This is a genomic window from Brevibacillus brevis (assembly GCF_031583145.1).
GTDB classification, from domain to species: domain Bacteria; phylum Bacillota; class Bacilli; order Brevibacillales; family Brevibacillaceae; genus Brevibacillus; species Brevibacillus brevis_E.
Genome location: NZ_CP134050.1, coordinates 2,852,010 through 2,877,444, shown reverse-complemented (window position 1 = coordinate 2,877,444; position 25,435 = coordinate 2,852,010). Strand labels below are relative to the sequence as shown.

General features: G+C 54.5%; 23 protein-coding genes. 3 read left to right on the top strand and 20 right to left on the bottom strand.

Features of this window, described 5'->3' with window-relative positions:
• Window positions 1–53 precede the first annotated feature (53 nt).
• The 5 genes from RGB73_RS14355 to RGB73_RS14335 all read right to left on the bottom strand — a co-directional run bounded on the left by RGB73_RS14355 (window position 54) and on the right by RGB73_RS14335 (window position 5,603).
• The gene (locus RGB73_RS14355) at window positions 54–1,025 is read right to left on the bottom strand and encodes an ABC transporter ATP-binding protein (RefSeq protein ID WP_310773311.1); all 972 of its coding nucleotides are present in this window, start codon (window positions 1,023–1,025) and stop codon (window positions 54–56) included.
• Window positions 1,026–1,041: 16 nt separating this feature from the next.
• Complete coding sequence (locus RGB73_RS14350; RefSeq protein ID WP_310773305.1) at window positions 1,042–2,028, bottom strand: ABC transporter ATP-binding protein; 987 nt, start codon at window positions 2,026–2,028, stop codon at window positions 1,042–1,044.
• Between the two features lie 11 nt (window positions 2,029–2,039).
• Complete coding sequence (locus tag RGB73_RS14345; RefSeq protein ID WP_310773290.1) at window positions 2,040–2,945, bottom strand: ABC transporter permease; 906 nt, start codon at window positions 2,943–2,945, stop codon at window positions 2,040–2,042.
• Window positions 2,946–2,959: 14 nt separating this feature from the next.
• On the bottom strand, window positions 2,960–3,880 hold the full coding sequence (locus RGB73_RS14340; RefSeq protein ID WP_310773281.1) for an ABC transporter permease: 921 nt from the start codon (window positions 3,878–3,880) through the stop codon (window positions 2,960–2,962).
• Window positions 3,881–3,986: 106 nt separating this feature from the next.
• On the bottom strand, window positions 3,987–5,603 hold the full coding sequence (locus RGB73_RS14335) for an ABC transporter substrate-binding protein (RefSeq protein WP_310773275.1): 1,617 nt from the start codon (window positions 5,601–5,603) through the stop codon (window positions 3,987–3,989).
• 289 nt (window positions 5,604–5,892) lie between these two features.
• Between RGB73_RS14335 and RGB73_RS14330 the strand changes: the two genes are divergently transcribed.
• Complete coding sequence (locus RGB73_RS14330) at window positions 5,893–6,252, top strand: Lin0512 family protein (RefSeq protein WP_310773270.1); 360 nt, start codon at window positions 5,893–5,895, stop codon at window positions 6,250–6,252.
• Window positions 6,253–6,316: 64 nt separating this feature from the next.
• Here the strand turns inward: RGB73_RS14330 and RGB73_RS14325 are convergent, their stop codons facing one another.
• Both RGB73_RS14325 and pepF read right to left on the bottom strand, forming a co-directional pair.
• Window positions 6,317–6,670, bottom strand: coding sequence for an MGMT family protein (locus RGB73_RS14325; RefSeq protein WP_310773267.1), 354 nt, complete (start codon window positions 6,668–6,670; stop codon window positions 6,317–6,319).
• A 78-nt stretch (window positions 6,671–6,748) separates the two neighbouring features.
• Window positions 6,749–8,563, bottom strand: a complete 1,815-nt coding sequence (gene pepF / locus RGB73_RS14320) for an oligoendopeptidase F (RefSeq protein ID WP_310773253.1) — start codon at window positions 8,561–8,563, stop codon at window positions 6,749–6,751.
• Window positions 8,564–8,797: 234 nt separating this feature from the next.
• On the opposite strand from pepF, the gene RGB73_RS14315 reads away from it, so the two are divergent.
• Together RGB73_RS14315 and RGB73_RS14310 are read left to right on the top strand one after the other, a co-directional pair.
• Window positions 8,798–10,027, top strand: a complete 1,230-nt coding sequence (locus RGB73_RS14315; protein WP_310774302.1) for an aminopeptidase — start codon at window positions 8,798–8,800, stop codon at window positions 10,025–10,027.
• Between the two features lie 187 nt (window positions 10,028–10,214).
• A complete protein-coding gene (locus RGB73_RS14310; protein ID WP_310773242.1) occupies window positions 10,215–10,409 on the top strand; it encodes a hypothetical protein in 195 nt (64 codons plus the stop codon).
• Between the two features lie 71 nt (window positions 10,410–10,480).
• On the opposite strand, the gene cdaS is transcribed toward RGB73_RS14310, so the two are convergent.
• From cdaS to RGB73_RS14245, 13 genes are all read right to left on the bottom strand, one after another.
• Entirely contained in the window at window positions 10,481–11,092 is a 612-nt protein-coding gene (gene cdaS, locus RGB73_RS14305; RefSeq protein WP_310773236.1) for a sporulation-specific diadenylate cyclase CdaS, read from the bottom strand.
• 125 nt (window positions 11,093–11,217) lie between these two features.
• The gene (locus tag RGB73_RS14300) at window positions 11,218–11,976 is read right to left on the bottom strand and encodes a LamB/YcsF family protein (protein WP_310773231.1); all 759 of its coding nucleotides are present in this window, start codon (window positions 11,974–11,976) and stop codon (window positions 11,218–11,220) included.
• 4 nt (window positions 11,977–11,980) lie between these two features.
• Entirely contained in the window at window positions 11,981–12,988 is a 1,008-nt protein-coding gene (locus tag RGB73_RS14295) for a 5-oxoprolinase subunit C family protein (RefSeq protein ID WP_310773225.1), read from the bottom strand.
• On the bottom strand, window positions 12,985–13,698 hold the full coding sequence (gene pxpB / locus RGB73_RS14290; RefSeq protein WP_310773219.1) for a 5-oxoprolinase subunit PxpB: 714 nt from the start codon (window positions 13,696–13,698) through the stop codon (window positions 12,985–12,987). The genes RGB73_RS14295 and pxpB overlap by 4 nt, the downstream gene beginning before the upstream one ends.
• Window positions 13,699–13,779: 81 nt before the next feature.
• Entirely contained in the window at window positions 13,780–14,427 is a 648-nt protein-coding gene (gene pcp, locus RGB73_RS14285; RefSeq protein WP_310773213.1) for a pyroglutamyl-peptidase I, read from the bottom strand.
• Between the two features lie 29 nt (window positions 14,428–14,456).
• Window positions 14,457–15,239 carry an IclR family transcriptional regulator gene (locus tag RGB73_RS14280; RefSeq protein ID WP_310773205.1) on the bottom strand — a complete coding sequence of 261 codons (783 nt, stop codon included), beginning with the start codon at window positions 15,237–15,239 and terminating at the stop codon, window positions 14,457–14,459.
• Between the two features lie 83 nt (window positions 15,240–15,322).
• Entirely contained in the window at window positions 15,323–16,276 is a 954-nt protein-coding gene (locus RGB73_RS14275) for a DUF979 domain-containing protein (RefSeq protein WP_310773198.1), read from the bottom strand.
• Between the two features lie 4 nt (window positions 16,277–16,280).
• Window positions 16,281–16,979, bottom strand: a complete 699-nt coding sequence (locus RGB73_RS14270; RefSeq protein ID WP_310773192.1) for a DUF969 domain-containing protein — start codon at window positions 16,977–16,979, stop codon at window positions 16,281–16,283.
• A 49-nt stretch (window positions 16,980–17,028) separates the two neighbouring features.
• Window positions 17,029–20,517 carry a M14 family metallopeptidase gene (locus tag RGB73_RS14265; RefSeq protein WP_310773186.1) on the bottom strand — a complete coding sequence of 1,163 codons (3,489 nt, stop codon included), beginning with the start codon at window positions 20,515–20,517 and terminating at the stop codon, window positions 17,029–17,031.
• A gap of 198 nt (window positions 20,518–20,715) precedes the next feature.
• Complete coding sequence (locus RGB73_RS14260) at window positions 20,716–21,597, bottom strand: YitT family protein (protein WP_310773180.1); 882 nt, start codon at window positions 21,595–21,597, stop codon at window positions 20,716–20,718.
• Between the two features lie 297 nt (window positions 21,598–21,894).
• A complete protein-coding gene (locus RGB73_RS14255; protein ID WP_310773177.1) occupies window positions 21,895–22,632 on the bottom strand; it encodes a GNAT family N-acetyltransferase in 738 nt (245 codons plus the stop codon).
• A gap of 571 nt (window positions 22,633–23,203) precedes the next feature.
• Window positions 23,204–23,464 (bottom strand): HPr family phosphocarrier protein, encoded by a 261-nt coding sequence (locus RGB73_RS14250; protein WP_310773174.1) that lies wholly within the window; start codon window positions 23,462–23,464, stop codon window positions 23,204–23,206.
• Between the two features lie 24 nt (window positions 23,465–23,488).
• Window positions 23,489–25,420, bottom strand: coding sequence for a PTS fructose transporter subunit IIABC (locus RGB73_RS14245; protein ID WP_310773171.1), 1,932 nt, complete (start codon window positions 25,418–25,420; stop codon window positions 23,489–23,491).
• Between the last annotated feature and the right edge of the window lie 15 nt (window positions 25,421–25,435).

Genomic DNA, 25,435 nt, shown 5'->3' with positions numbered 1-25,435 from the left:
TTGGCACAAAAAGATCGGCACTCCCGCCATGACAGAAACGGCCTTTTGGTCGCCTACACCAGTGGAAAATGACAGGCGACCGCTCTCCCCTCGATCTGTTGGGTAGCTGGCTCCAGGTTCTTGCAAATGTCCTGCACATACGGACATCTCGTGTGGAAACGGCAGCCGGACGGCGGGTTCAACGGACTTGGGATGTCCCCCTCCAAGATCAGCTTTTCCTGATGGCGGGCATGCGGATTCGGGCTCGGTGCCGCCGCAATCAAGAACTTGGTGTATGGGTGGAAAGGCCGTTCATACACCTCATTCGTTGGTCCCAGCTCCATCATTTTCCCCAAATACATGACTCCGATCCGGTCAGAAAAATAACGGACGACGCTCAAATCGTGCGAGATGAACAAATAGGTCAGCCCGTTTTGCTCCTGAAGTCTTTGCAGCAAATTGATGATCTGCGATTGAATCGACACATCCAGAGCGGACACCGGCTCATCGCACACGATGAATTTCGGCTGCAAGGCCAATGCTCGGGCTATGCCAATCCGCTGCCTCTGCCCTCCGCTGAACATGTGCGGATACCTCGAACCGTACGCTCTCCTCAGCCCGACCTGCTCCATCAGCTCTGCGACGCGCTCATCACGCTCAGATCGCCCCATCGATTCATGAGTGATAATCGGCTCCGCGATGATGTCCGCTACCTTCATCCGCGGATTCAGCGACGCGAACGGATCCTGAAACACGATTTGCATCTGTTTTCGCAATGGCCTCATTTCCGCTTGAGACAAGGAGAAGATGTCCTGCCCCGCAAACATGGCAGTGCCCCCTGTTGCTTCCAGCAGGCGGATCAGCGTACGCCCCAATGTGCTCTTCCCACACCCCGATTCGCCGACAATCGCCAGTGTTTCCTGCTCGTACACATCGAAGCTGATATCATCCACCGCGTGTACGGCACCATCTCCCTTTCTGAAGAGTCCTCCGTCTATCGAAAAATACTTTTTCAGATGCTTGACTTGCATCAGTGCCTGCTGCATCCTTCCACCGCCTCCGCTACTGCATGTATTTGATACATCTCACCAGGTGTCCGTTGCCGAGGTCGACCAGCTCAGGCTCCTCCCGCCTGCATGCATCAACGGCGTATTCGCAGCGTGGATGGAAACGGCAACCGGTCGGGAGCTGAAGCATATTCGGCACCATTCCTTCAATGCTGTACAAGCCTTTTGCCTTATTTTGCTGCACGTCCTTCCGCGGAATTGACCTTAGCAGCCCTTCGGTATACGGGTGCTTGGGGTCGTCGAACAGCTCGTACACATCCGCTTGCTCCATGATTTTCCCCGCGTACATGACATAGACGTAATCGCACATTTCCGCCACGATTCCCAGGTTGTGCGTGATCATGATGATGGACGTGTCGATCTCGGCCTGCAGGTTTTTCATCAGTTTCAAGATTTGCGCTTCGATCGTCACATCGAGTGCAGTCGTTGGCTCATCGGCGATCAGCAGCTTGGATCTGCAGATGAGTGCCATGGCGATCATCACTCGCTGCCGCAAGCCACCCGACAATTGATGGGGGTAGACGCCGTACCTTTTCCGGGGCTCCGGTATGCCCACCATCCGGAACATCTCGATCACGGCTTCCTTCGCTTCCGCTTTGCTCATCGTTTCATGGTGCAACAGCAGCGCCTCGGCTACTTGTTTGCCGACAGGATAGACGGGATTGAGGGACGTCATCGGCTCCTGAAAGATCATGGAGATTTCATTACCGCGGATCGAGCGCATCTCTTTCTTGGAACGCCCCACCAGGTTCTTTCCGTCGAACCAAATCTCTCCACCCGCGATTTTTCCAGGGGAAGCCACCAGCTGCATGATCGACAAAGAAGTCATGCTTTTCCCGCAGCCTGACTCTCCGACGATTCCGACGATCTGCCCTTTTTTCACTTGGAGGCTGACATCGTCGACAGCTGGCACCACTCCTTTCTCGGTGTAAAAATACGTCTTTAAATGGTTGATTTTCAAAATGGTGTTGGCGTCGCTCATGCTCTCTCCCCCTATTGTTTCAAATATGGATCCAGTGCGTCGCGCAGACCGTCTCCCAGGAAATTGAACGCCAGGACGATGACGAGAATGGCGATCCCCGGAGCGATGGCGACCCAAGGGGCATTGAATAAAAATTCCTTTCCGTTCGACACCATAAGTCCCCAGCTCGATGCCGGTGGCTGCGCTCCTACCCCCAGGAAGCTGAGACTCGCTTCGGACAAAATGGATCCGGGGATTTCCAACGTGAAAAGCACGAGGAGCTGGGGGATGCAGTTGGGCAAAATGTGCCGGAGCATAATGAGGTATGGCTTCACTCCTACTGCCCGGGCGGCTTCAACGAACTCCTTGTTCTTGAGCGAAAGCGTCTGTGCCCGCACGACCCTGGCCGTGCTTGCCCACCCCACAATGCTGAGCGCGATAAAAATATTCAGGAGGCTCGCTCCGAGGGTGTACATGACCACCATCGCGAGCAGCAGGGACGGAAAAGAAAGGACCATATCGGAAATCGTCATAATGACAAAGTCGGTCCTCCGTCCGAAATAGCCGGCGACGATCCCCAGTACAATTCCGATGCCCATGGTAATCAAGCTGGGAACGATCCCGATCAAAAGCGAGATTTGCGAGCCATATAGGATCCTGGACAGCACATCCCTACCGAACATATCGGTGCCCAGCCAGTTTTCCATGCTCGGCTTCAGAAACTGGCGGTCGAGGTTTACTTCATACGGGTCGTGGGGAGAAATGAGCGGCGCCAGAAGCGCCATCAGGACGAACAGCAGGATGACGATGCCTCCTACGATTGCCATCCTGTCTTTTCTGAGCGACCGAAACACGTCTTGCCAAAAAGTCTCCTTGACCAGTTCGTCACTCGCTTCGATTTTTTCTTTCTTTAGCAGGAGATTTCTCGCCAGGTTCATCTTCCAGTCCTCCCTCAGTCATATTTGATCCGTGGATCGATCAGGGAATACATCACGTCTGCAACGAGGTTTCCCACGATGACCAAAACGGTCGTAAACATGACGGTTCCTTGGAGGAGCGGCATATCTCTGTTTTGGATAGCGTTCACGGCGAGCCTTCCGATACCCGGTATCCCGAAAACGCTCTCCGTGATCACAGCCCCTGACAGCAGACCGGCTACTTGCAGCGCCATGACCGTAACGACAGGGAGCATCGCGTTTTTCAAGGCATGTTGGACGATTACCTGGAGCTCGACATTGCCCTTTGCCCTCGCCGTCCGTATGTAGTCGTTGCGCATGACTTCCAGCAAGCTCGACCTCGTCAGCCGGGCGATGGTTCCTGCGGAGCTCCAGCCCAAAACGATGGCGGGCATGATCACGTATTCCGGTCCACTGAAACCGGATACCGGCAGGACCCCGAGCATCATGGCAAAAATATATTGGAAAAGAAGGCCTGCCCAAAAAACCGGTATGGATACGCCCAGCAGCGAGAAGCCCATGATGGAATTGTCGAGGAGGGAGCGCTTTTTGACTGCAGACAGGACTCCTGCCGGTATGCCGATGATCCACGATACCAACGCCCCGGAGACGGCTAGCAGCAATGTATTCGGGAAGGCATCCATCAACAACGTGGTCACCGAGCGGTTCAATTTGTACGAGATGCCGAAATCTCCATGCAGCGCATCCCAGATGAACCGAAAAAAGCGAAGGTAGGCCGGATCGTCGAGGTGCATTTGCGCCCGCACTCTTTCCACCACATCCGGACTGATGTGTTCTTTCATCATGAGTGCGATGGGATCACCGGGGATTACATTCAGCAGCAGAAACGTAATCAACGAGATCCCCAAAATGACGGGAACGGAGACAAGCAGTCGTTTGGCAATGTAATAACCCATCGGGTCCCTCCTTTTCGTAACGGGCCCTGATGGAAAAGTAACTACCGAATAGCAGTCGTTACTTTTCCGCCAGACCTTCGTCCTTTCCGTTCGCTATCCCAGAGCGTTAGTTCCCGTCTGCGATCTCGATATCGTAGTAGTTCATGGAGGTCCAGCCATTCCAGGACACGTGAAAATTTTTCACCCTCGGCTGCACGACGAAGAGGTGATTCAATGCGAACAGCGGAATCCAGGCCGCGTCTTCCTGTACGATCGTTTTTTCAAGCTCCTGGTACAGTTTGATCCGCTCGCCCTGGTCGACCATGGTTCGCGCCTTTTCCAGCTTGTCCTGCACATCCTTGTTCGTGTAATTGAAGGAGCGCACTTTCGCATTCTTCGCAGAGAAAAACGTGTAAAAGAAGTTGTCGGGATCATTGTAGTCCGCCGACCAGTTGTTGTGGGCAGAAGCGAGCTTCCCTTCTTTCCGGGTGGCAAAGTACGTGGACTCATCCATTTGGTTGATTTTAACCCGCACGCCAACTTTGCCGAGCATAGCTTGTACGGCTTCATTCATTTTCAGCGTGCTCGGGCTATCCGTCACCTGCGCGATCTCCATATCGAATCCGTTCGGGTAACCAGCCTCTGTAAGCAATGCCTTTGCTTTTTCGGGATTGTATTCGATTTGGGGAAGATCGGGATTGTACCCCAAAAGCCCTGGCGGCGAAATTCCGTTCACGAGCTTGCCTTCTCCGTAGTACAGCTTGTCCAGGAGCGTCTGCCGGTCAATGGCCATTTGCAGCGCTTTCCTCACCCGCACATCGCCGAGCGCTTCCATGTTTTCGTTAAAGGCGTAGTAATACACGCCGACGATCGGGCCGCTGACAATCTGGTTTTTCCATTTCTCGTTGTCACGGAACTGCGGGATCTGCGACGCTGAATCCTCGAGGTCCAAAACATCGATCTTGCCCGTTTCAAACAGCATCCGGTTCGTCTCGGCATCCGGCACGATCTTGAGCACGATCCCGTCGAACTTGGGCGCGCCCCGGAAGTAATCCGGATTGGCTTGCATGACGATGCTGTCGTTCAGCGACCAGGAGGTCAGTTTGAACGGACCGGTTCCGACCGTCTTTGCCGGATCGAGCCCGAACTGATCGCCCGCTTCTGTCGTCGCCTTTCGATTGTAGATCGAACCTGGCGGGGTAGCGAGGTTGGCGATGAATGGCGCGAATGCTTCCGATAGGGTGATTTGAAGCGTGTTGTCGTCCACCACCTTGATGCCGCTTACGGTGTCCGCCTTTCCTTCCATGCGTTCTTTTGCCCCTGCGATCATGTCGAGGAAGTCGGTATTCAGCGCTTTCGTTTTCGGATCCAGCATCCGGTCAAATGTAAACAGGACGTCGTCTGCCTTGAAGATCTCGCCGTTGTGGAATTTTACGTTTTTACGGAGATGAAAGGTGTACGTAAGACCATCCTCAGAGACTTCCCAGCTTTCCGCCAAGCCGGGAACCAGCTCCGATTTTCCGGGCGATACCGTTTTCGCTTCCACCAGACGATCGTAGATGTTCAGGGGGATCGTATAGGCTTCCGTCGTCAACTGTACGTCCGCTGTGCCGGGTTCACTTGTCTGGGAGATCGTCAGCATCCGACCAGATCCTGCCCCTTTTCCACACCCGGCCATCGCCGATGTAGACAGAATAATCAGAATAAAAACGAGAAAAAATACCGAACGAGAATAATTTTTCATGATAGGCTCCTCTCCAAAGATAGGATGTCGCTACGCTCCAAGCTGATTGATGGAACTTCGGCGTTGCGTGCACCTCCTGTCCAAATGAATAATTATCAAAATGGTACCCTTCTTGCTCACCAGACGTCATTTCACAATTTGTATAAAAATTCAATAAATTTAGACTATTGTTTTATTCAATCTGTCCAACACTCGTCTGCTTTGTCACAAAAGTGATTGCCGGGCAAGGAGCGGCGAATTCGTGGTAAGATAACAAGGTGACCAATGATTACCTGGGAGTGAAATAGAAATGGAAAAAGTCATGTTCATAGAAATCGGCATGGGGATCGACCTGCATGGGCAAAACGTCACAAAAGCGGCTGTCCGCGCTGTACAAAATGCCATTCACCACAACTCGATGCCGGGCCTTCGCATGGTTTTGCCAGGCAACGACATCCACAACATGAAGGTCCACGTCCGCCTGGCCGTACCTGCCGATCGGGACAAGCTCGACCTGGACACCGTACGGGCGGAATTGCCTTATGGAGAAGTCTCTTTCGAGGTGGTTGACGGCGGCATGCTCACCAGCAGCGGAGTCGTCCTCGCGGAAAAGGAAGATAAAAACGATCTCGCGTACGTCGTCATTGCTTCGGTTGAAGTGGGATATTAACGAAAAAAGGCTTGCTGCGGCAAGCCTTTTTTGCTAAATTTTGAGCTTCGGATCGGGACAGCCGTCACTCGCCATCTTGTGGATCGACAAATACGTGCTCCTCCAGCGTCCGCTCCACATTGTATTGATACACCGCCAGATCCACCTCTCCCGCTTCACTGACGGCCACGCCCTCCGCTTCCAGGAACATTTTTTGCACCGTAAACGACTCTTCCTCGGGCAAGGCAATCTTCCCCTTCCCGTTGATCACCCGATGCCACGGAAGCTTGTATTTTTTGCTCATCGAATGCAGGATGCGCACCACTTGTCTGGCCCCCCTCGGGCTACCGGCCAGCGCTGCGATTTGCCCGTAGGTCATGACCTGCCCCGGGGGGATCCCCGCAATGATGGCGACGACCCGTTGTGTAAATGGTTTCATCCTCTTCTCCTTTCCTACCCGAGAGCTCGGAAAAACAAGAGCTTGTGAGGCATCGCGCCGTCACAAGCTCTCTGGCCTTTACTGCTCGCTTGCGTCAAACAACTGCTCCAGCTCGGCCACCAGACTGCCGACATACGCCACAGCTTCCCGAATGGGCTGCGGATCAGCCATGTCGATGCCGGCCATCTTCATGAGCTCCAGCGGTTTTTTGGTTCCCCCCGCCTTCAAAACATCCAGCCAGCGGTCTACAGCCGGCTGTCCTTCTTCACGGATCTTCGCCGCCACGGCCGTCGAAGCGGTGAGCCCCGCCGCGTACGTGTACGGATACAGGCCCATGTAGTAATGCGGCTGGCGCATCCACGTCAGACTCGCGGCCTCATCCAGTTCGACGGCATCTCCCCAGAAGTCGGCGAGCACTTGCCCTTTCCACTCGGACAGTTTTTTCGCTGTGATCGGCACATCCGCCTGTGCGGCTTCGTATACGTTACGCTGCAGCTGCGCTTCGAGCTGATGGGTGACAAAGTTGTGATAATACGTGTTCAGAAGCTGGAGAATGACCCAGCGCTTGAGTCGCGGATCGTCTGATCGTTCCACGATGTGTTGGGCCAGAAGAAGCTCATTGAGCGTCGATGGCGCTTCGATGAAATACATCGACGGGCGGTAGTTGGCATACGCCTGGTTCTGCCCTGCCAGCATGAAATGCCCGGCATGCCCGAGCTCGTGCGCCAGCGTAAATGCACTTCTCATATTTCCCGACCACGTAATCAAGATATAGGAGTGATTGCTGTACGGAGTCGAGCAGAAAGCGCCGGTTGATTTTCCGACGTTGTCTACATAGTCGATCCAGCGGTTTTCCAGCGCCGTCTCCATGATTTGCGCGTACTCGCTGCCCATGACGGAAAGCGCCGATTTGATGGTCGCTCCCGCTTCCTCGATGGTGATGGGTGGGCTGAATTCAGGATCCAGCGGTGCTTTCAAATCGCAGAAACGCAGTTTTTCAAGGCCCAGCTCCTTTGCTTTCAGTCGGGCGTAACGCCGCATGTGAGGCGCGAGCTCGGTACCGATGATATCCAAGATGTTGTGGTACATGTCAAGCGTTACTTGCTGCGGTTGCAGCAGCATCTGTGTGACGGACTCATAGCCGCGCAGTCTGGACAGCACCGTCTGTTTTTTTACTTCCGTCGCGTACACCGCCGCAAAGGAGTTCTGGTATGACGCAAGCGTACGGGAAAAGGATTCGTAGGCGGCGCGGCGCAGCTGGGTATCGGCTGACATCTCGTAATCCGTCTCAAACAACGCGAACGATACCGGTAGCAATTCGCCCGCTCCATTCAAAACCGGTTCGAAGGACATGTCCGACAGCTTGCCGCGCTGATAAATGGTGTAAGGAGCGGAGAATACCTCTCCCAGCGAAGCGAGGGCGGATTCCGTTTCAGCGGTGAGTCGGTGCGGTTTCGTCTCCAGCAAATCCTCCAGATTCTTGCGGAACACCTCCAGGCCGTGCTCCTCCTGCAAGTAGCGCTCAATGGTCCCCTCTGGAAGAGCCAGTATTTCCGACGGGATAAAGGACAAGGCGGCGTTCAGAGCCGAGATGGCATCGCCGACTCGCGCAGAATTTGCCTGATTTTGCGGATTCGTCCCGTTTTCTGAGGTGCGCAGGCTGGCATAAGTCGCCACCAGCTGCGCCCGTACGACAAGTGCGTCCCTGGCCTCCAGGCACGCCAGCAAATTTTCGGCGCCGGTATGCAGGGTCCCTCGAAAAGCGGTGAGAAGCGGCAGCTGGTCCACCAATTCCCCCAGTTCGTTCTCCCAAGCTTCCTGGCTCGGAAATAAGTCATTCAGATTCCAGGTTTGTTCCGCCGCTACCTGATCGCGTGTCTGTCTCGCTTTCACCGCTGTCGCCTCCTCAATTTTCCATTCAAATGTTTTCTATTAAGTAAGATTGGATGATAAGAAGCATTTTTCCTCTTTGCTGAGAAAATAAAGCTGGTTTGGTGCGAATAACACGGGATCCTGTCTGTTTCTGCGCTTTCCTAGGAAATGGCTTGAGAAAATTTGTAGCAGAGTTCTTCGGTTGGGCAGATATAATAGAGGGAAGATATGACAAAAGGCCAGGAGGGAATTATGATGGATTTTGAGACCATGATCGATCGATATGCACAGCTTGCCGTAAAAGTAGGCGTCAATGTACAGCCTATGCAGACGCTGGTAGTGACTGCCCCGATTTCCGCAGCCGCTTTTGTACGGAAGGTAGCGAAAGTCGCCTATGAAGTCGGCGCCAAACACGTGCAGATCGAATGGACGGACGATGAATTGACGAGAATGAAATACGAATTGGCCCCGGATGAGGCGTTTCGCGAGTATCCGCTATGGAAAGCGAAGGGGATGGAAGAACTGGCTGAAAACGGAGCCGCCTTCCTCCAAATCAGCGCATCAAATCCGGATCTTTTGAAAGGAATCGACCCTGAGCGCATCGCCAATTTCAACCGAGCTGCCGGACAGGCCTTGAACAGGTACCGGAGCTACGCCATGGCCGACAAGATCAGTTGGAGCGTCATCGCCGTGCCTTCCCCGGAATGGGCGGCGGTCGTGTTCCCCGACTTGCCTGTGGACAAACGGGAGAGTGCATTGTGGGAGGCTATTTTCCGCGCGACCCGCGTCGATACAGCGGATCCTGTAAAGGCATGGCACGATCATCACGCAGCGCTCAACCAAAAAGTGGATGCACTCAACGCGAAGCAGTACCGCTTCCTGCATTATTCAGCACCGGGAACTGACCTCACCATCGAGCTTCCTCCTCGCCATGTATGGATCGGCGGAGGCAGCGTCAATCAAAAGGGCGTTTCTTTCATGGCGAACATGCCGACGGAAGAAGTATTTACGGCTCCGCTAAAAACCGGCGTGAATGGTACCGTACGCAGTACCAAGCCATTGAGCTATCAAGGCAACCTGATCGAAGGCTTTACTTTGACTTTCGAGCGCGGACGGATCGTCTCCGCACAGGCGGAAAAAGGGCAGTCCGCCCTGGAAAAGCTCATCGAAACGGACGAAGGATCCCATTACCTGGGAGAAGTGGCACTCGTTCCTCACTTCTCTCCCATCTCGCAATCGAACATCATCTTCTACAACACCCTGTTTGATGAGAATGCCTCCAACCACCTGGCGATCGGCAACCCTTACCCGGTCAATATCGAGAACGGGGCGGACATGAGCAAGGAAGAGCTCGAGGAGTACGGGCTCAACAGCAGCCTTACCCACGTCGATTTCATGATCGGTTCTGCCGAAATGGACATCGACGGGGAAACGGCTGACGGGAAACGGGAACCGATATTCCGCAGCGGGAATTGGGTTGACTAACAAATAGGCCCATGTTCTCAGATAAGATAACCACAATTCATGAAAATGGATTCACCCGCAGCTAGGTCTATCCGATCATTTCACTTTTCCCCCTCGATTCTCGGCATTTTCGGATGGAGCGTCTGTAAAGTTTTTCATCCCCCTTTCCGATAATCCAAAAAAAGAGAGCGGAAATGAGTGGATGATAATGGCATATGCGATCGGGACGGCCTTGTGGGCTTCCTCCCTGCTCGTTCTCTCGTTCGTGAAGGACATGCTGAAAACCGATTGGCTGGAAACCGGCGCCGCCTCTTCGAACGTCGCTTTGTCGGTCGTATTTACAGCCGTCTACCTGTTCTTCCTCTTTCTCGTTTGGTGGTTCCAGCGAAAAGTAAACTCATGAAAACGAGCAGAAAAAAAGGGCACTGTCAAAACGGTTGACGGTGCCCTTCTTCCTTTCCCAATGTTGTCGTATCAATGCGTGATGATCGGGTACAGGTGGCCGTGCAAAGCAAAGGAAGCCTTTCCCGTTTCCTCGGAGACGACGATCACCAAAGCGTCGGACTGCTCGCTAAGCCCCAAAGCAGCCCGGTGCCGCGTCCCCAGCTTTTGCTCCCCCACAGACACATGTGACAGCGGCAGCACATTTGCCGCAGAGATGATCTGGGATTCCCGGATCACGACCGCTCCGTCATGCAGCGGGCTGCCCGGAAAAAAGATCGATTCCAACAGGGAATGCGTCATCCATGCCCGTATCGGAATTCCAGCTTGCAGCAGACTGCTTACGGCATCCTCGCGTTCCACGACGATCAGGGCGCCTTGCCTCCGTGCGGCCAGATTTTGCACAGCCAAAGACAGGTCGGCGTATTTGTCCGTATACGGTCCCAAATAGCACTGCAAATAAAAGGAAGCGGCGATCGTCTCCAAATGACTGAATCGGGATCGGATCTTCTCGAACTCTCCGAGTAGACATCCGTTTTGGTTTTCCAGGACGAGCATGCTCTGTTCGATCGCGCTTGAGATGGCGGTCAATTGCTCCTTCATCTCCGCTTTCAACGGTGATACGTCGCAGTTCACTTGTTCCATGGCGACCCCTCGATTTTCATTTCTTCCTTGTATCGATGATTGTTCCCTTTCCCTTGAAAAAACATGCCTATTTGAGAATGAAACGAAGCCTGATGCAAGCATCGGGCTTCGGCAACGATAAATGCCTAGATAAATGACCGCGGCACGATCCCTGCTCCCTCAAACGCCGCATGAATGCTGCGGGCAAATTCAAGGGCATGAGCCCCATCGCCGTGGATGCAAACCGTGTCGGCCTGAATCGGCACGTCCACACCTTGGAGGGAGAGGACACGGCCTTCCGTCACCATCCGGATGACCTGAGCCAGCGACTGGGATTGTTCCGTAATCATCGCATCCGGCTGGCTGCGCGGGGTAAGCGTGCCATCCTCTTGATACGTTCGGTCAGCAAATACTTCGTGAGCGGTTCGGAGTCCGATCCGCGCTCCCGCTCTGGTCAGCTCGCTGCCGGCCAGGCCGTACAGGATGAGCGACGGGTTCACCTTGTAAATGGCTTCGGCGATGGCTTCTGCCAGCGCCGGGCGTGTCGCCGCCATGTTGTACAGCGCTCCATGGGGCTTCACATGCTGCATCGAGCCTCCCTCCGCCTTAACGAACGCCTGCAGGGCCCCGACTTGATAGACGACGATGTCATACGCTTCCTGCGGGTCAATGTCCATGTTTCTTCTGCCAAAACCGACGAGATCAGGCAGGCCGGGATGAGCGCCGATGGCTACTCCCTTTTCCAGCGCCATGCGCACGGTTTTTCTCATCGTAGCCGGATCTCCCGCGTGAAAGCCGCATGCGATATTCGCAGAGCTGATGTACGAGAGAATCTCTTCGTCATTTCCCAATCGGTAGGCGCCAAAGCTCTCTCCCATGTCGCAATTGATGTCTACGTGTTTCATCCGTTTACCTCCATCCTGTGGTGAGTTCCATCGCCACCTGCAGCTGTTTTAGCTCACGTTCTCTTGCATAGAGAGCGTGCTGCGCCTCCCCGACAGAAACCTCACGGAACCGTACCACGTCTCCTGGTTTCAGCTGGGCAAAAATCGGCAAATCTACCGTGGCTACATACCCGATTTTGGGATACCCGCCGATCGTCTGACGGTCTGCCAGCAGGACGATCGGTTGACCACTCGGCGGCACCTGGATTGTGCCTGCGGTCACCGCTTCGCTCGTCATCTCCAACGGCGAGGAGAGGGTCAGTGGGGGGCCGTCGAGACGATAACCCATGCGATCGGACTGGGGAGTGACGCGAAACGGCTCCTTCCAAAAGCGTTCCCGGCTCTCGGTCGAGAAGCCGCTGTACTGCTCCCCGCGAATGACCCGCACAACCGGTTCCGCTATGTACGGAAACAGCGATCTGGGAACATGCCAGTCTGCCTGGGAAAATGCGTTTTCGCCCGCCGCGTCTGCGTAATTGCAAGCAAGATGGCGGCTGTACTCCCCGGGCGGCCTCGTCGACAGCACATCCTTGGCTTGCAGCATTCTCCCCTCGAAGCCGCCAAATCCGCTTCGGAAATTCGTACTGCGGCTGTCCATGAGCATCGGTACATCGAAGCCGCCCGCGACCGCCAAGTAGGCTCGGCAGCCTTGTTTGGCGTGGGAAAATTGCAAGGTGCTGCCGCGTTTCACCCATACGGGGCGATTGGGTGCGATCCGCTTGCCGTCAACAGTGGGTGCGAAATCTCCCCCGCAAACTGCAAGGAGCAAATCCTTTTGTAAAAGCAGGCTCGGCCCTTTCAGCGTCAGCTCCAGCACCGCATCCCTTTGCCGGTTGCCCACCAGCATATTCGCCACGCGCATGGCCAGTGGATCCATTGCGCCCCCGACAATGACCCCGTGCTGTTGAAATCCGTATCTCCCCAGATCCTGGACGGTGGTGCAGACCCCTGGCTGAATCACTTCCATGCTCATGGAGCCATCTCCCTTCGTGCGTCATACTCTTCCGGCGATACAGGGAGAAAACGTACGAAATCTCCTGCACGCAGCAGACTCGGCGGCTGCTGCTCTGGGCGAAATAACGGCACGGCTGTTCGTCCGATGATATTCCAGCCGCCTGGGCTCACGATGGGATAGATCCCGGTTTGCGAGCCGCCGATTCCTACGCTTCCTTTGGGGATGGCCGTACGGGGAGCCGTTCGGCGCGGCGTCGCGATTCTTTCGTCCAGACCGCCCAAATAGGGAAACCCCGGCGCGAATCCGATCATGTACACCAAGTACTTTTGCTCCGAATGGATGCGGACGACCTCGTCAGGTGCGAGCCCATTGTGCCTGGCTACCTCTTCCAGATCCGGTCCGTATTCTCCACCGTAGCATACCGGTATTTCCACAAGTCTCGGCTCCCGCGCCTTCCCCTTTTGCGTGCGGGAGATGATTTCGCCCAGCAATCCGACGACCTTCTCATAAGGAGTCTGTTCGCTTTTCGGGTCGTATAGGGCAAGGGGATCGTAATAGATGGAGACGGTGGTAAAGCCCGGTACGATCTCGACCATTCCGGGAAAGGGCTCCTCCTGCAAGCAAACGGAGAGCTTTTTTACGGATTCGTGGGTATGCTGGTCGATGGTTGTACCCAGTTTGACGACCACACCCGAATCCCCCAAAGGAAAGAACTCATGGTATTGCAACTTCACCCCTCCTGTTCCGATTATCGGTACGATTGTTCCGAATTTTAGGTAAAGGAAAAGAGGAGCATTTCCTCCTCTTGATTAACTGATTTGTCCACCGACTGCCACGATATCATTCTCGTGGGAGAGAGCCGTTTCTATCGCAATCCGCAGACCCTTTTCAATCGTCTCTACCGCCATGCTCGGCTGGCCTGCCAACCTAGCTGCCTGCTGCGGCAGGTATGGGATGTGGATAAATCCGCCTCGGGTTTCGGGATACTTCAAAGCCAGCACATGCATCAAACCATAGAAAAGGTGGTTGCATACAAATGTTCCGGCTGTTTGCGAGACCGAAGCAGGTACCCCCTGATCGCGCAATTCCTTGACGATCGCTTTGATCGGCAGCGTCGACCAGTATGCGGTTGGCCCTCCCTCCACGATCGGAGTATCGATCGGCTGGTTTCCTTCGTTGTCGGGAATGCGGGCATCGTTCACGTTGATGGCCACGCGCTCTACGGTAATGTCCGGCCGGCCGCCCGCCTGTCCGACGCAAATCACGAGGTCTGGCCTCGTCTCGTCGATCGCCGCATACAGGCATTCCAGTGATTTGTCAAAGACGGTAGGCATTTGCCGTACTTCCACTTTATAGTTTTCGTATGATCCTTCCGAGAGACGCTTTACCGATTCCCAGGCGGGATTGATCGGCTCCCCGCCGAACGGGTCAAATCCGGTTACGAGTATCGTCTTCATGACACGTCTCCTTTCCAAAATAAATGAGGTCAGCGGTGTTTGTCCAGCTGCCGTGCGCCGCGCCAGCCGAGCTCCCGCGATATTTCCTCCGCCGCTTTCTGCAGCTCGAGGACCAGCGCGGGAATCCGGTCTTCGCCAAATCTCACCTGCGGGCCGGCGATGCTCAGACCGCCTGCCAATCGGGATGTATGGTCGAAAATGGGTGCTGCGATGGATACCGTATCATTTTCCAATTCGGAGTAGCTGATCGTATATCCTTTTTCGCGCGCCTTTTTGATTTCGCCGCAAAGCTGCTCCTTGTCCGTGATGGTGCCAAGGCCAATCGGGATCAGCTCGACCTCTTGCAAATAACGCTCGATCTCTTTTTCCTCCAAGAACGACAGGATAATCCTTGAGCAGGCTCCCGCGTACAGCGGAGACCTTCTCCCGATCTTCGTGTAGAGCCGCACTGGGTGGGGCGTATCGAGCTTTTCGACGTAGATGGCTTCCTTCCCATCCCGAACGGTAAGATTGACTGCCTCTTCCACTCGATCTCGCAAGGCCGTCATGGCAGGCAGCGCGATCTGGCGTATATCCAGCCGCTCCGAAACCAATTGGCCGAACTGCAGGAACAACAGTCCGAGGGAGTACTTTCCGTCCTCCCCTTTCTGCAGGAAATCCATGCCCTCCAGGGAGCCTACCATCCGATGGATCGACGTCTTCGGGATGCCTGTCAGCTCTACCATTTCATTGAGGCTGAGCCGGGAGTGCTCAATGAACAGATTGAGCAGCTCCATCGACTTCACCACGGTCTTGTTTTTGTTCTGAATCATGGACGTCCCCCGTGTTTGGTACGATTTGTCCATATTTTATCATTTGTTTCCGAATCGCGACATAGTTCCGCCGATCATACCGTCTAGAGCGAAATAAAATAAAGCAGCGCGATGTTGAAGCAAAGGAGAATCAGCGCAGTTGGGATCTGGACTCGAATGACGTGGTTCTTGTCTTTCAAGTCGAGCAGCGCCGCGGGAACGATATTGAAGTTCGCCGCCATCGGTGTCATCAGGGTGCCGCAATACCCCGCGAACATCCCGATGGCCGCCAAGTGGTTGGCATCTACGCCGAACTGGCCGATCAGCAGCGGCACGGCAATCCCCGCCGTCATGACCGGAAAAGCGGCGAAGGCATTGCCCATGATCATGGTGAACAGGGCCATCCCTACGCAATACGCGAAGACCACCCAGAACAGGGAATGCGTCGGAATGATGGTGCTCACCAGGTCCGAAACGACTTTCCCGACACCTGCGCTGGTAAAAATCGTACCGAGCGTTGCCAGCATCTGCGGCAGCACAGCTGCCCAGCCGATTGCCTCCAGCAGGCGCCGAGATTCTTTGACAGGCGTCATCGGATTGCTCTTGGTCATCATGATGCCCACGATGAGAGCAATAAGAGTAGCGATCGCCAGAGATACGAGCGTGATGTTCTTCTGATCCAGGATAAACATGTCCCCGATCTTCACATCTTTCAGTCCGGTCGTCCCGAGAATCGTGATGATCGGGATGAGCAGCGCAGGCAGCAGCAGCTTGTTGCCCAGGCGCTTGCGGTTTTGCTGGCGCTCCTCGCTGCTCGCCTCCCCGTAGCTGCCTACCTTGAGGCCGCCTGTCCCAACGATGATGACCATGACGATGACCAGAAGACCCATGACAAACGGTGGGATGATGCTGCCGAGCATCAAGGTGATTCCGTAAAGAAGATAGAACAATCCGGACGTGACGCGCCGCGGATTTTTTTGATCGCGGAAAGTGAACAAACTACCTAGTACGGTGAACAAACCGAGATAGACGTATACGGCCTCCATCGAGATGAACATGGAGCTATTCCCCCTTTCCTACGGCTTTCTTGTTGGATTGGCCCAGTCTGCGATCCAGCGATCGATCGAGCATATACAAGCGGATGCTGTGCACAATGAGCGCTGCGATCGCGGTCGGAATCGCCCACATGGCCATCTTGAGCGGATCGGACGGGATGTTGTTCTGATCGAAGAAGCCTTTCATCAGCAAGATGGCGCCAATGGCAATAAAGACATCTTCCCCGAAAAATACTCCGATGTTGTCGGCTGCTGCGGAGTGTGCGCGAATTTTTTGGCGAACGTCGTCCGGAATGTCTTTTCCGTACTTGGCTTCTGCCGCCCCTTCCGCCATCGGTGCTACCAACGGGCGGACCATCTGGGCATGTCCGCCGATGGACGTCAGTCCGAACACGGCTGCCACTTCCCGAATGAAAAAGTAGACATTGATGATGCGGCCCGCCGTCGCTGCCTTGATTTTGGAGACGATGGCTTCGGCCTGTTCGCGGAGGCCATATCGTTCCAACAGGCCGATGACGGGAAGCGTGGCGATAAAAATCGCCATGTAGCGGTTGGTCGTAAACGCCTTGCCGAATTGCTCGATGATATCGTATAAGGATTGCTGGGCGACAAGCCCCGTGACGAGACCTGCTACGGTTACGACCAACAGTGGATTTAACCGGACGATGAAACCGATGATAACAATCGCGACGCCAATCAGAACCATGATAAAACCCCCTTCAATCTGCGGTGTATATGGATAGGTGTTCGTGACCCTACAAGGGTCTGGAGCGCTCCAAGCCGATCCGGGTCGTCCCATTCGGCATGAGCTGCTTGATCTGGCGCAGCTGGATTGGCCTGTCCTTCATCCAGTCCGCGATCGCCTGATGCACGACATGGTGGGCGTGCCTGCATGCAGAAAGCTCTTTTCCATAGACGGTCTCGTCATTGACCTCCGTCATCAGATCCGCAGTCACCCATTCCGGGAAACGCTCGATAAGATCATGAGATGCGCGATTGATTGGACTATCGCGCGTATAAGCGATGCTGCCGTTTGACAGTTCGATCGGGAAGTGGACGGGATCGAAATCATTCCCCCACCGTTCGTACGTTCGGAGCCAGTCTTTGTTGTCGGCGGCAACAGCCTGATCCGCATCCAGCCTTTTCGTTAGGAAGGTACGGAGCGATTCGTAAGCTTCCTTTTGCCTAGGCGACGCTTCGGTGAGCTCCCGCCAGATGGTGTACATGCGCGCACTCGGGATCCAGTAGGAAACCGGGAATCTCGGAGGGCTATGGTACCCGCTAAACGGCTGGATCCATTCGTGGGACGGGATTCCGTGGTCGTCGAGAACAATATCCGGTGCCCAGCGCTCCCACACTTTGGGGTAGACCCGACTTTCTCCGAACGGAACATCGTCCTGGAACCGATACTTGGCGAATTCGAGGCCGCACGCATTGTAGCGGGCCGCATGCAGCTTCCAGCACGGATTTTCCTCCGCCATCCGGGCGTGCAAAGCAGCACCGTCCGCATTCTCCAGCGGGACGATTACCAGATTGACGGATTCGAGCAGCTGTGGTTCCCTATTGAGCTGATCGATGAACTGCAAAGCGGCGTTCGTGCTGGACACTTCGTTGGCGTGATGTCTGGCATTGATGAAAAAGGTCGGCTTGTACAATCCATGTTTTTCCGGGCGCGAAGACATCCCGGCGCCGATTTTTTGCCCAAACAGTTCGACCATCCAGAGCCAGCGGCCGTTCAGGGAGAAATCAATGGGGGTTACCTGGCCCAAAATGGCTTTCCTGTTGCTTTCCAGCCAATTGTGGACATCCTCGTTTACGAAAAGGTCTTCGCCAATCGATTTCTCTCCTCTATGTCCTGAACCCCTCTTGTCCATCGATGCCACGATCGCTTTTTGGGAGGAGGAAGCCAGCCAATCCGCACAGCTTTCCTGCAGCTGCCGCTCCGCCAATCCTTCGATGGAGAAAGACCGTTGCTTGTCCGCCCGAGACAAGGCTGTGATTCTCGCTCCCTCGAACAAGGCCGCAGGAATAGGTGTGAGTGTTTCTGTTTGCTGCTGACTGTCCGCGACTTGTATCCGGTGGTCGTTCGGAAAAGCGTACAGGGCGACGCTTGCCCAAGGCCTGCCGCCTTGCTCCACGTGCATGAAGGGCAAGATTCCTCCCGGCGCGTCCCATTCCGGGTCGCCTGCCTTTTTCCCGTGATCGTGCATGGCGTGCAAGGTGTAGAAGTAGATGTCTTCGTGCAAGGCTTCCATGACCGAGCTGTTCTCTTCCAGATGGGGCACCTTTTTCTCCACCGCATCCATCCCTACATGGCATTCCAGCCGTGAAAACTTGGGCACACCCTGATTCTTCCCGACTCGTTCCAATACCTCGGGCAGCACGACCTGCTGATACCATTTCCAGAACCGATACGGGTTGGTCGGGAAAGATTGGCTCGCGAGCTCGCGGCCCGTTGCCGCCTCATGCAGGCGGACACCTGCAAACGGCACCATCACATACCCCCGCTTCGACTGATCCGGCATGTACAGAAGGCTTTCCGCCCACCCTTCCCAGCTCCACACTTTCAGCTCGACGCCATCGTGGCCAAAGGCTGCTGCCGAGAACATCGGTGCCTCTGCGTCCTCATCCAGACGAAGGGCAATTTGTTCGATCGGCAGACCGAGCTCAGCCGACAGGATCGCGTCAAACGGATACAGCTCTTGCAAAAAGCGATGCACGAGGTCGAGATGCTTGTCGCTTGGCCGAAATGCCCGGGTCCGCAGTTCGACACGCTGTACGTCCGCCATTGTTTTGATCTGGGGCAAGACTTCCTGCATGGCCCAGTTCAAACCGGATTTGTTGGCGTCCCGGAATACCAGCCGCGCAGATACTCCCCATTTTTCGCGGATGTGCGATTGAACCCGCCCGGACCATTCCCGGAAGGTACGCTCGCTGGAGGTCGTCGTCACTTCAATATCCAGTTCCGTGCCCGGCAGGAGTGTTCCCAGGAGCGTACCGACCGCATCGCTCACATACTTCTCCATCTCCTCCAGTTCACCAGGATCGTCCCATTTCGCCGTGTATATTGGCTCAGCCGGCTCGGTCACGATGGAAACCGGATCATCTTCCCCATTTACGGCTACGTAGTTCTGCCACAGCTCCACCGGTTGGGCGAGATGCTCGGGAAGCTGCAGCTCGCGAAGCTGTCCCGAGCGGTTTCGAGTAAACGCTTGCATTCCGAGCTGCGCTCGAAGCGCAATGTCCATACAGCCGCTCTTCAGGGCAGCGAAGCGATGGCGCCACGTATCCCGCTCCCAGCCGTCCAGTGGTTCCAGTCCCTCTGCGATCAGCTCGCGGACAAAGGGCACCAGCCGAGATGAGTGACTGATCAGTCTGAGCGCATGCCGATCATCCAGCAAGGCGAGAGACAATTCCGATTCACTTTGCACAGCCGTGTCGATCTCGATGGCGAAACGATCCCGACGCCCCTCCTCGCCAGCCGTATGCGTCATGGGGAAGCAGACAGAGCCAGCCGCTTGCGCCATTCTCGCGGCAAGCTCGACCAAGGCGACTGTTTCCTCGTGCCGCGGCGTGCCTACCGCCAGGCTGACGTCCAGTGTGGATGGCAATTCTCCCTCTCGCTGTCGGAAAATTCCTTCCGTCGTAAACAAGTTGTGCAGGGAGAAAAGCTGCCTGTTTTCTGCTGGCTGTTCGGCAGATCCCGATGGATGGAAGGACACGACTGGCGGTATGAGAAGTGGAACCGCTGCTTCGAGAGCGTCGGCTCCCGTTCGCTCCGTCACAAGTGCGCGTGCAGCGTGCAGTGTCATTTGCGGCGATGTCCCCGTGACGACCAGTATCGTTCGTGATTCCTGCCGAACGAGCAGAAGGATGCCGCTCTCCTGCCGACCTTCCTGCCGACCTTCCTGCCGTACCGATTCCAACTCTCGGATGGGCTCCCCTATAACTTTCGCAAGCCAATCCCAGTTGTGCCCCATGACGAGGTGAAACTTTTCAGAGGACGACAGGAGCATATGCCCGTTCTTGTCGAGCTGGTCCGTCTGAAACATGTTTTCATAGACCGGCAGCGGCAAATCCGGCAGATGATACCCGATTCTTCCGGCAAATTCTACGACCGCCGCCGCTTCCCAGACCGTCATTTGCGACGGAATGGTCAAGCGAGTCCGAATGCCTTTTGGGGCCGTTTGGCCATTCAGGGAGAAAAAGAGGCCTTGATTGCTCCATAGGGTGCTTACGTGCATGGTCATCATCCTTTTCATCGGCCTTGTTCGTGTTCCGAATTTCGGAATGTTGATTTCATTTTTAATAGATTAATCATAAATTCGAAATGGTTAAAAATCAACAATCGATTTACAAGGTTCTGAAAAATAATGCTTTTCAAAGCTCCCATGCCTGCAGTCTGTGCTGCCTGCCGCAAAGGAGCTGCGTGAGGATGCTGTTCAATGGATCTTTTTCTTTTTGAAGCGGCCACCGGACACATCGTGGATATGGCCGATCGCCAGGAAGGCGGTAGGGTCGATTTCCTCTACGATGGACTTGAGCTTGGCTTCTTCCAGACGGGTAATGACACAAAAAATGACCTTCTTGTCCTCTCCGGAATATCCACCCTCGCCGCTCAAATACGTGATTCCCCGGCCGAGCCGAGCTGCCAGGGTATCGCCGATCATCTCCGGGTAGTCGCTGATGATGTAAACCGATCGGGATTGCTCGAGACCGACCATGGTCAGATCGATCATTTTGTAGGCGATGTAGTACGCGATCAGGGAGTACATGGCCCGGTCCCAGCCAAAAATGAAGCCCGCGCTGCCCAGGATGAAGATGTTGAAAAACATGACGACTTCGCCTACGGAAAACGGGCTTTTTTTCGTCAGGAGGATCGCGACGATTTCCGTACCGTCCAATGACCCGCCGGCCCGGATGACCAGGCCGACGCCGATTCCGACGATGATGCCGCCGAAAACTGCAGAAAGCAACAGATCGTGGGTCAAGCTGGGAACCGGGATGAGGAGCGATGTCCCGAGTGACATGACCGCTACGCCGAACAGGGTGGAGATAGCAAACGTCTTGCCGATCTGGTTGTAACCGATGATGAGGAAAGGAAGATTGAGGACAAACAAAAATACGCCAAGTCTGACGCCTGTCAGATGGGACAGCATGATGGACAAGCCCGTCACTCCGCCATCGATGATTTTGTTGGGGACAAGAAAGATTTCCAGACCGACGGAGACGAGCAAGGCTCCGATCAAAATGGTGAGCGCCCTCGTGACGATTCGCCGTTTTCTGGCCTTTTTGTGCACCGTTTTTGGCACCGTGCCTTCCATCTTTACCATCCTTCCCCTTTTTCTGATAGCTACATGATTCCCCGACGGCGGGAAAAAAATAGCAGGTGGATTTGATGAAAGGCCTCTTTCTCTCCCAGCTGTTGACTCGGGGACGGAAACGTGGAAAACGGTTGGCTAGTGAAAGCAAAAGGCCGGAACTCCTTATCCATTAAGGAATTCCGGCCTTTCTATCTTCAAAATATCGCGATCGACTTAGACTCCCCGCGATCTTGAAGGACGTTGCTTACGTACATTCGAGCATCAATTCTGTGAACGGTTCATAGAACCATCCTCCATTTAGAAATGTTGGATCCAGATATTGGGTTCCACATAACGTCCTTCATTCTTCTCAACGTCCACGGTAACAGGAACAAGGGCCCCTGGAACAATATATGTACCCGACTCAGGAAACTTCATATTTGTCCAGCTTTCCCACTCTGCTACCGTTCCTTTAATGATCATGGATTCCGGAGCATGCTTGATCATTTTCCCCCCTACTCGCAAATGAGTCCGGATCCAGGGATCAAATGGAACACCGTCATCCGTTTTCCAATGGACGTACTGGCTCATGGGAGTCAGCGGATACTTCGATTTAAAAGAAGGCCTTACAGGCGCAAACAGATGTTGGATGGAGTGGCTCTTAACCAAATCTTTCAGAGCCTTTACCATGATGCTGCTGATCCCCTTCCCACGGTAATCGGGATGGATCACGATAGCAAGAGCAGATACTGTGTTGGGCTTTCTTCCCTGTTGGTAATCTTCGATGCTTTTCAGAAATACATGATCCCATCCGGCTGGTAGTCCTTCCTCTGTTCCATCCCAATAAAAGGGCACAGAATTGCAGCAAGCCATTACGGTCCCACTTTCATCCGTAATACAAAACTGGAACTGCGGAAAGTATTCTACCACCTGGGCATAATATTGGATCGCCACTTCATCATATAACATGAACGTCGGCCAACCGACTTCATTCAAATCATCAAAACGGCTTGCCATTTCAGGATGCTTGTCCAATGTAAAAAGGTTGTATTTCATATCTTTGTCCTCCCCCATCGATCGATTGATTTTGTTCGGAAAGCTTTGGGGGTATCCCAATGAGATGACTCATAAACAGCCATATCCTTTCCTTTGGAAGTGAAAAACAATCCAAATATTTCAATTCACTTTAATTGTATCACAAAAAATCGATGATTAGTAACCTTTACCATTTTGCTAGATTTTCTCGATCAGCCCAAGCTAGGCCATTCTCACAACCCTCGTCCATATTGACGGGTAGCCTATTCGGAGAAATTCCATTTAAACATTTGTTTAATCCAATTTTCTTGTACTTATTCGCCTTGCATTTAGGACCGAAGTCCCTGAATGTCTCAGCGTGTATGAATGCCTTTCTTCCGGATTCTTTTTTGATAAACGATCGCTTCCTTCTATTCCGAAAGAAGGCCCTCCGCCTTTGCTTTTGCGATAAACTATACAACCATCGCGCGTTTTCATAAGGTTGAAATGTTCGTAATAACGCATGTACCTGCGCATAAAAAAGGACACCCAAACCAGACCGGCTTGGATGTCAATGAAACGTCGCTACATAAAAGAGGATGTTACCCCCAGCTTAACCGTGAACGTGGGTCAAGACTTTCCCCAGTTCTTCCAATGCTTCCTGTTCACGCTCGCCAGTGACCTCCAGCGTAATTTCATCGTTTTTGGCCGCTCCGAGCGCCATCAGACCCATGATGCTTTTTCCGTTGACTTTTTTGCTGCCTTTGATGACTTGAACGTCACACGGGAACGAAGCTGCCTTCTGTACGAACAAAGAGGCTGGACGTGCATGGAGTCCCGTCGGATTTTGAATGACAAAAGTTTTTGCTACCATTTGGCTCACTCCTGTTGGTTGGATTTATTCGGAAACGTCTTTCTTCAACATGCGAAGCATCAAAGCGGTGACGACCGTGCCGACGAGGATGGACACCACGTACAATCCTGCATGGCCGACTACCGGGAGGACGAACAATCCTCCGTGCGGCGCAGGCAAGGTGCATCCAAAGAACATGGACAGTCCGCCCGCTACCGCCGAGCCTACCATGATGGATGGAATGACGCGGGTCGGGTCAGCTGCCGCGAAGGGAATAGCCCCTTCCGTAATGAATGTCGCTCCCAAGACGTAGGCGGTTTTCCCTGCCTGTCGCTCTTCCGCCGTAAACTTTTTCTTGAACAATGTGGTAGCCAGCGCGATGCCGAGCGGCGGGGTCATGCCCGCAGCCATGATCGCTGCGTGGGGCGTGTAGGTGCCTTCGGCGATCATCGCGATACCAAAAGTAAACGCCGCTTTGTTCAACGGGCCGCCCATGTCAAAGGACATCATGGCTCCCAGAACCAGTCCGAGCAAGATGGCATTGCCCGAATTCATGTTTTTCAGCCATTCACCCAAAGCCGCATTGATCGCCGCCACTGGCCCTGATACGACGTAGATCATGACGACCCCGGTAATCAGGATGCCCAGGAGCGGATACAGCAGCATAGGCTTGATGCCTTCCAGCGAAGCCGGCAACCACGCCAGCGCTTTGCGCAGCAGCACAACAACGTAGCCGGCCAGAAAACCGGCGATCAGACCGCCGAGGAAACCGGCACCAGCGGAGGTCGCTAGCATCCCCCCGACCATCCCTGGAGCGAAACCGGGACGATCCGCGATGCTCATCGCGATAAAGCCGGCCAACACCGGAATCATCAGAGCGAAGGCGCTGCCTCCGCCGATGTCCATCAACATCTTTGCCAGCGGGTTGAATGACGGATCGTTCGGATCGGATGCTTTGATGCCAAACATGAAGCTCAAGGCGATGATAATCCCGCCGCCCACGACGAACGGGAGCATGTTTGATACCCCGTTCATGAGATGCTTGTAGAAATAAGACTCGCGTTTTTGTTTGGGTGCGCTTTCATTCGCGGACGATTGCTGACGCGTTCCGGCTTTCGCCTGATAGACAGGTCCGTCTTGCTTGACGGCGCGCTCGAGAAGGCCTTCCGGATTGCGGATCCCTTCGGCTACACGCACTTCGATGACGTTCTTTCCAGCGAACCGCTCCATCTCGACCTGTTTGTCCGCAGCAACGATGACGGCTGTCGCTTCGGCAATATCCTGCTCGGTCAGCCGGTTTTTCACGCCGCCTGAGCCATTGGTTTCCACTTTCAACGCAATGCCCAGCTCGGCTGCTTTTTTTGCCAGCGAATCTGCTGCCATGTACGTATGGGCGATACCGGTCGGACACGCCGTCACCGCCACGACTTTCACCGCGGACCGGGAGTCAGCCGAATCTTGGGCAGAGGCATTGCCTGCCGGTTCTTCCACAGCCTCTTCCCCGTTCATTTCCCGCTCCTTGTGGGAGAGGAGCGCCAATACTTCTTCCCCCGTCTGCGCTTGCAGCAGCTTTGCACGCACGTCGTCATCCATCAGCATTTGGGAGAGGAGCGCCAATGTTTCCAGGTGGGCCTGGTTGGCATCGGCAGTCGCCGCAATCATGAAAAAGAGATGGGCTTTCTGTCCGTCAAGCGAATCGAAATCGACCCCTTCCCGCGAAAGGCCGAAGCAAATGCTTGGCTGTTTCACGGCGGCCGTCTTTGCGTGCGGAATAGCGATGCCTTCCCCGATTCCCGTCGAGCCTTGTGCTTCCCGCGCGAGAATAGCCGCTTTCATTTCTTCCTTGCTGGTCAGCCTGCCCGCCTGATCCAGGCGGTCGATCAACTCATCCAGAGCCGCATCTTTGGTCGTCGACTCCATCGGAATGACGATCGTGTCTGCTCGCAGCAAGTCTGCGATACGAATTTGACTTTGCATAGGAAATGCCCCCTC